This is a genomic window from Microcystis sp. M165S2, from assembly GCF_020245885.1.
Taxonomy (GTDB): domain Bacteria; phylum Cyanobacteriota; class Cyanobacteriia; order Cyanobacteriales; family Microcystaceae; genus Microcystis.
The window spans coordinates 1-6,764 of sequence record NZ_JADBTZ010000107.1 but is presented as its reverse complement, the minus strand read 5'-3'; the positions used below and the strand labels follow the sequence as shown (position 1 = coordinate 6,764).

The window sequence follows — 6,764 nt, the reverse complement described above, 5'->3', positions numbered from 1 at the left end:
CCTTGTGGTAAAGGTACACAACTAACTTCGTTTAAAAAGTCTAATTCTTCTTGTTTTTTCCAATCGGTCAACATTGAAGACGTTTCAGTATATCCTATTCTTTCTTGTCTTTCGTACCATGCTTGTGTTCTGAGATGGAGAGCTTTATTGTAAACTAATCTTACACAGCCCAAAGTGCGCCGCAATAGCGACTCTTGTTCTGGTGTGGGGTAAAATCGGTAAGAATAGGCTTTCTCCATGGGGAGCATTTTAGCATATATTCCGTAAATGTGCTAATATTTAACAGTAAAGCCGTCGTAGAACGACGGGGTTTCAGACCCAAATTTTCGATGATAGTTAATAACCGGTAATGGTAAGTTCTTTCCCTCGCACCTATAAAATCGCCGTCATCGGTGACGTTCACGACCAATGGGAAATAGAAGATAATTTAGCACTAGAAGCTTTACAAGTCGATTTAGCCCTATTTGTCGGCGATTTTGGCAATGAATCCCTAGAAATTGTCGGTCGGATTGCTAGTTTGTCCTTACCAAAAGCCGTTATTCTCGGTAATCATGACGCTTGGTATAGCGCCACCCCTTGGGGACGAAAACAATGTCCCTACGATCGCGATCAAGAAGATCGTGTCACCGCCCAGTTAGAATTATTAGGGGTTGCTCATGTGGGTTACTCAAAACTAGACCTACCCGGTTTACAGCTTTCGATTGTTGGGGGTCGTCCCTTTACTTGGGGGGGTTCCGAGTGGAAAAATGGAGAATTTTTGCAAGAACGCTATAATATCAGCAATTTTGCCGAATCTACCGCCAAAATTATCGCTAATATTCAAGATACTGCCTATAATAACCTGATTTTTTTAGGTCACAATGGTCCGGCCGGACTGGGAAAGGAAGCGGAAGCTATCTGTGGTCGCGATTGGCAACCTTTGGGAGGGGACCACGGGGACCCCGATTTAGCAGCGGCCATCGCACAAGCACAGCTGTTAGGAAAACAGGTTCCTCTCGTCAGTTTCGGTCATATGCACCACCGTCTCCGTCATACCACTTCCCGTTTACGCAATCCAGTGGTCACTTCCGAAATGGGAACCGTTTATTTGAATGCTGCTAGTGTCCCTCGCATTCTCCACTCCGATACGGGTAAATCTCGCAATTTTTCCCTAGTCACTCTTGAAGAAGGTCTAGTCACAGAAGCATCTTTAATCTGGTTGAACGATAATTTCGAGATTATCAGTAATAGAAAACTTTATCACTCCGGGTCATCAATCGATCGCCTATCCGTTCCATCTTGTTATTCTTAAGTTTTGAAAATAGACCTTTTCTTAATCTCATGCGGTACAATCACTAATATCAGTTATCAGATATGAGTGTTCAGTTCACTGATTACTGTTCACTGATTACTGATAACTGAAAAAAGCTCCCCACTTCCTATAGATAGTTAATTTTTTGAGCGATTAGAGGTAAAGCAAGAGCGATAGCAACACTAACTATCATACCGATAAAAGCTTTCAAGGCATCCCCTAAAACCAGTTTACCCGTGGCGGCTAAATTAGGGTTTTCTCTGGTTAAAGTCAGAGAAATTTCTCGACCTCCTAATAAACCTAAAAATACCCAAGTGGTACTCATGGGAATATGATTATAGCTAACAAAAAACAGTAAAATTAGTCCATAAATTAAGTTAATAATTGTTGCAGAACGCAGATCATGGGCGTTAGTTTTGCTAGTGACAATTTTCTCGATTTGACCCCCGTGATTAATAAAAATGATGGTTTGCAGGAGTAGCATAACTGTTAGAGATAAAACTAACCATGTTGCCGCTAACTTTCTGGGAAGATAGGCGAAAATATTAGCAAAATCTTGCATTAACCATTGACTCCAGAGAAACCCGGTGGATAACCACTGTAAGACTACCCAGATTTTTTGAGGTTCTTTATTAACTGTTTCTAGGAAAAAGTTTTCTAATTGATAAATAATTCGATAGATTACTAACCCCACTATAACAGCAATAGCATAACCCCAAGCAGATTTAATTAACATTTCATCTAGAGATTGGGGAGCAAAAACTGTTAAAACCAAAAAGGTTGTACTCACAGGTATTCCCCAAGTGGTGAGAATTAAAATTGCTAAGGGAGGAACGATATAAATCCAAGTAAAAGTTTCTGGGAAGGGAATCATTTCTAGTCGATTATAAGCCACATCTCCCTGATTAATATACCAACCAGCGATAAAAATCGAGGCTAAGATTATACTGGTGTACAGCCATAAAATCCACCAGGGACGTTCTTCATTGGCACTTAAAAAAGTCCCTAAAGTTTGTAGGGAATCGTTGGCAACAATCGCATAAGCTGATAGAATAAAGCCAGCAATCATCAAAAAATTACTCATAGACAAGTGAAAAAAATAAAACTTAAAGTAATACAAATCCTGTTCAAACAGTAGAGAAAAGCGCAGAGGTAGGAGAGCGGGAAGTGGGGAAATTTCAACTAAAACCCTCTTAATTTTGCTTTAAAAAATCCCTCGCTAGATAGAAAGCAGCTAAACTACCGGAGACGGTAATTTCCTGCGGATTAATTTCCTGTAAAGGTCGAATAATAACTTCAATTTCCTCGGTAATATCTAACTTTTGTTGACCTGTGGGAGTAGCATTAAGAGCCAAAAAAATATGAATTCTGTTAGTATCTTTAACGGGATTATCGTACAAAACAGCCAGAGGTATTAGAGAATCACTTTGATAACCGGTTTCCTCCTCGAATTCCCGACGCGCTGCCGCATTAATATTATCTTCACCCGCATCTACTGCCCCGGCGGGAAATTCCAATAAAATTTCCTTAACTCCGTGACGATATTGACGGACAAAAACCAATTGATTATCCCCAGTAACTGGAACAACTAAAACAATTTCAGGACGAATATTAACGAAATAATCATCGATAACTTGTCCAGAGGATAACCTCACCGCGTCTTGACGGACTTGACACCAACGATTCTGAAAAACTAGCTCGGATTTAATAATTTGCCATTTTTTTAACTTAGTCATCGACAATCCTGTTATAATTGCAGTGAAATTACTAAACTTTTTCTCAGATAATTATAGCTATCTAGGGACTATTCCTGATAAAATTTAATTTTATACTCCCATCTCCCATGTCGTTAATTCAATGGTATCCCGGTCATATTGCCAAAGCGGAAAGAAAACTCAAGGAACATCTTAAACTCGTGGATGTGGTCTTAGAAGTGCGCGATGCTCGCATTCCCTTAGCTTCCCATCATCCGCAGGTGGACGATTGGATTGGCAATAAACCGCGCTTGTTAATCTTAAATCGTCTCGATATGATTCCCGAATCTGCCCATCAACAATGGGTAACATGGTTTAAAAGTCAAGGAGAACCCGTCTATTTTACTAACGCTAAACAGGGAGAAAGAGTTAAAGCAATTATCAAAGCGGCGGAAAAAATTGGCGATGAAATTAACCAAAAACGCCAACTAAGAGGAATGTTACCGCGTCCAGTGCGCGCCGTGGTGATCGGGTTTCCCAATGTGGGCAAATCTGCCCTGATTAACCGTTTATTAGGGCGAAAAGTCGTCGCCAGCGCCCGCAGGGCCGGAGTAACGCGACAATTACAATGGGTAAGAATTTCCGACACCTTAGAATTATTAGACGCGCCGGGGGTGATTCCTTCCCGTTTAGATAATCAAAGGGATGCGGTGAAATTAGCTATCTGTGAGGATATTGGCGATGCTGGTTATGATAACCAAAGGATAGCGGCGGCTTTTGTCGATTTATTAATAGAATTACACTATGAAGGTCTTTTACAATCTCGTTACGGGTTGAATACTCTAGACATGACCGGGGAAGATTTTATCGAAAAATTGGCCAATCTCAAATATCAAGAAGATAAAGAAAGGGCAGCCATGCAGTTACTCAATGATTTTCGTAAGGGAATAATCGGGGCTATCCCGTTAGAATTGCCCCCTTCCTCTTGAAATCGCCTGTTTTTAACTCAATAGTTAATTCCCGAATTTGTCAAAATTACCGCCTTTTAGTCCACTGAGCTGCCGATAAGATTAAAGAAATCGGTAAAGTTGCGAGGATCGATCGAACCCTGAAGGAAGATAGGGAATAAACGACAGAGACAAAAAAGACTATGGGCAAACCGACTGGCTTTATCGAATTCCTGCGTGAACTTCCTTCCGAACTTACCCCTCTCGATCGCCTTCATAATTGGGATGAGTTTCATCTTCCCATGCCTGAGGATAAACTCCGCAATCAGGCCGCCCGTTGTATGGATTGTGGTACACCATTTTGTCACACCGGAACGCTCATTAGTGGCATGGCCAGTGGTTGCCCGATTAATAACCTGATTCCCGAATGGAATGATTTAATCTATCGAGGATTGTGGCGAGAAGCCCTCGATCGCCTTCATAAAACCAATAATTTCCCCGAATTTACCGGTAGAGTCTGCCCCGCTCCCTGTGAGGGTTCCTGTGTTCTCGGTATTCATAATCCCCCCGTTACGATCAAAAATATTGAATGTTCAATTATCGACAAAGGTTGGGAATCCGGTTGGATTACTGCCAATCCCCCCGCAATCCGTACCGGCAAAAAAGTGGCCGTAATTGGTTCAGGACCTGCGGGATTGGCGGCCGCCGACCAGTTAAATAAAGCCGGTCACTGGGTGACAGTTTATGAACGGGCCGATCGTCCCGGAGGGCTATTAATGTACGGTATCCCCAACATGAAGTTAGATAAGGAAGAAGTGGTTCTGCGTCGTCTCCAGATACTCGCACAGGAAGGGGTAAAAATGGTCTGTAGCACGGAAGTGGGCAAGGATATCAGCGCTCAAGACCTATTAAACGAATACGATGCCGTCGTTATCTGTACCGGGGCCACCAAACCCCGGGATTTAAACATCGAAGGTCGCCAATTAAAGGGCATTCACTTCGCCATGGAGTTTCTCACTGCTAATACAAAGGCACTATTAGACGGACAGCCCGGGGAGGATTTTATCTCGGCCGCGGGTAAAGACGTAGTAATTATCGGCGGTGGCGACACGGGAACCGACTGTGTGGGGACTTCCCTGCGTCATAACTGCCGTAGCGTCACCCAATTAGAGATCATGCCGCAACCGCCCCGAGAACGGGCCGCCGATAATCCCTGGCCCGAATGGCCGAAAATCTACCGTCTGGACTATGGACAAGAGGAAGCGGCCGCACGTTTTGGCGATGACCCCCGGGTTTACACCACCACGGCGACTAAATTCGAAGGGGATAGCGAGGGCAACGTCACAGGGATTCACACGGTACAGGTGGAATGGCAACGCAACGAAAAAGGGCAGTTTATCCCCCAACCGGTAGCAGGAACAGAAAAAGTCATCCCGACGCAATTGGTTCTATTAGCCATGGGATTTTTGGGACCAGAACAGCCTTTACTCGATGATTTAGGCTTAGAAAAGGATGCCCGCAGCAATATCAAGGCCGAACACGGTCAATTTGCCACTAGCTTACCGAAAGTCTTTGCAGCAGGGGATTGTCGTCGTGGTCAAAGTTTGGTGGTTTGGGCGATTAATGAAGGTCGCGGGGCCGCCAGGGAATGCGATCGCTTTTTGATGGGGGCGACGGACTTACCTTAAACCAGTAGTTACTGTTTTCCCCTTGTTATAGTCATGTCCAAAAAGAGGCCTCAGCCATAGCCATCAAAACCCAACCGCCGGTCAAACCCTCTCAATCTGAACAGGAGGAGCGAGGAAACAATTGTCCCTATTGCCTATCTAGACAATCGCTCCCTGTTTAAACCGTTGCCACCGATGAATCAAGCACCAACTGTTCATTGGTGGGTAACTCCAGACAATAACCCGCACCGTAAACGGTTTTAATATAGCGAGGATGACGGGGATCGGGTTCTAGTTTCGTTCTCAGATGGCGAATATGAACCCGAATAGTCTCGATATCATCATCGGGATCGTATCCCCAGACCTCCTTGAGAATATCACTAGGGGAAACGGTTTGACCGTGACGTTGGAGAAGACAGTGGAGTAACTCGAATTCTAGATGGGTTAACTTGACCACACTGTCAAACCAGACCGCCTCAAAACGTTCGGGAACAAGGGTTAAAGGTCCAAAACTGAGTATTTCTGAGTGTTTAGCGGCTTGGGGAATGCGATCGGTGCGTCTAAGGAGGGCGCGCACCCTAGCTAACATTTCCTCCACCTCGAAAGGTTTGGTCAGGTAATCATCAGCACCCGCATTAAAACCTTCCACTTTATCTTGGGTTTGTCCTAAGGCTGTGAGCATCAAAATCGGGATGTCGGACGTGCGTTCATCTCGTCGCAAACGCTGACAGACAGTAAAACCATCGACTTTGGGCAGCATTAAATCCAGCATGATTAAATCGGGTTGTAACTGGACGGCCAAGGCCTGGCCTTTAATCCCGTCCTCTGCCGGATTAACGTCATAACCCGCCATCTCCAAGTTGATGGAGACTAATTCCGCGATCGCAGGATCATCATCGATTACAAGTATTCGGGGCATTACCAGAGTGTTATGACTAAGGGTTTGGGTAGGGAGTTGCTAAATGTGTTCTTACTGACATTGCGACTAGAGCTTTGTCTCTCAAGGGCTTGAGTTTAGCACAACTTGACATCCTCGCCGCCGTAAAACGGACGGCGATTCCTCACCACGCCACTTTTTTAGGGTGGTCGCTGAACGGGGTTGACGCAGATAGCGAAAAACGCTTAATTGCTTAAGTCTGACACTTTCGACCCGTCCGTTTTCAGT

8 protein-coding genes are annotated in these 6,764 nt (G+C 44.4%); 4 read left to right on the top strand and 4 right to left on the bottom strand.

Features of this window, described 5'->3' with window-relative positions:
* Window positions 1–239, bottom strand: a 239-nt coding sequence (locus IM479_RS05725) for a helix-turn-helix domain-containing protein (protein WP_287685559.1), incomplete at its 3' end; no start/stop codon positions are given.
* Window positions 240–349: 110 nt separating this feature from the next.
* Between IM479_RS05725 and IM479_RS05720 the strand changes: the two genes are divergently transcribed.
* Window positions 350–1,291, top strand: a complete 942-nt coding sequence (locus IM479_RS05720) for a TIGR04168 family protein (RefSeq protein WP_287685557.1) — start codon at window positions 350–352, stop codon at window positions 1,289–1,291.
* A gap of 127 nt (window positions 1,292–1,418) precedes the next feature.
* Here the strand turns inward: IM479_RS05720 and IM479_RS05715 are convergent, their stop codons facing one another.
* Together IM479_RS05715 and IM479_RS05710 are read right to left on the bottom strand one after the other, a co-directional pair.
* The gene (locus IM479_RS05715) at window positions 1,419–2,360 is read right to left on the bottom strand and encodes a hypothetical protein (protein ID WP_287685561.1); all 942 of its coding nucleotides are present in this window, start codon (window positions 2,358–2,360) and stop codon (window positions 1,419–1,421) included.
* A gap of 124 nt (window positions 2,361–2,484) precedes the next feature.
* Entirely contained in the window at window positions 2,485–3,027 is a 543-nt protein-coding gene (locus IM479_RS05710) for an NUDIX hydrolase (protein ID WP_287685555.1), read from the bottom strand.
* Between the two features lie 107 nt (window positions 3,028–3,134).
* Here IM479_RS05710 and ylqF point away from each other — a divergent pair, with 107 nt between their 5' ends.
* Both ylqF and IM479_RS05700 read left to right on the top strand, forming a co-directional pair.
* On the top strand, window positions 3,135–3,974 hold the full coding sequence (ylqF, locus tag IM479_RS05705; protein WP_287076187.1) for a ribosome biogenesis GTPase YlqF: 840 nt from the start codon (window positions 3,135–3,137) through the stop codon (window positions 3,972–3,974).
* 161 nt (window positions 3,975–4,135) lie between these two features.
* Window positions 4,136–5,620: a glutamate synthase subunit beta gene (locus IM479_RS05700; protein WP_287077928.1), complete on the top strand. Its 1,485-nt coding sequence runs from the start codon at window positions 4,136–4,138 to the stop codon at window positions 5,618–5,620.
* 157 nt (window positions 5,621–5,777) lie between these two features.
* Here the strand turns inward: IM479_RS05700 and rpaA are convergent, their stop codons facing one another.
* Window positions 5,778–6,518 carry a two component system response regulator RpaA gene (gene rpaA, locus IM479_RS05695; protein WP_286824351.1) on the bottom strand — a complete coding sequence of 247 codons (741 nt, stop codon included), beginning with the start codon at window positions 6,516–6,518 and terminating at the stop codon, window positions 5,778–5,780.
* 89 nt (window positions 6,519–6,607) lie between these two features.
* Between rpaA and IM479_RS05690 the strand changes: the two genes are divergently transcribed.
* Entirely contained in the window at window positions 6,608–6,733 is a 126-nt protein-coding gene (locus tag IM479_RS05690) for a hypothetical protein (protein ID WP_287685553.1), read from the top strand.
* Window positions 6,734–6,764: the final 31 nt, after the last annotated feature.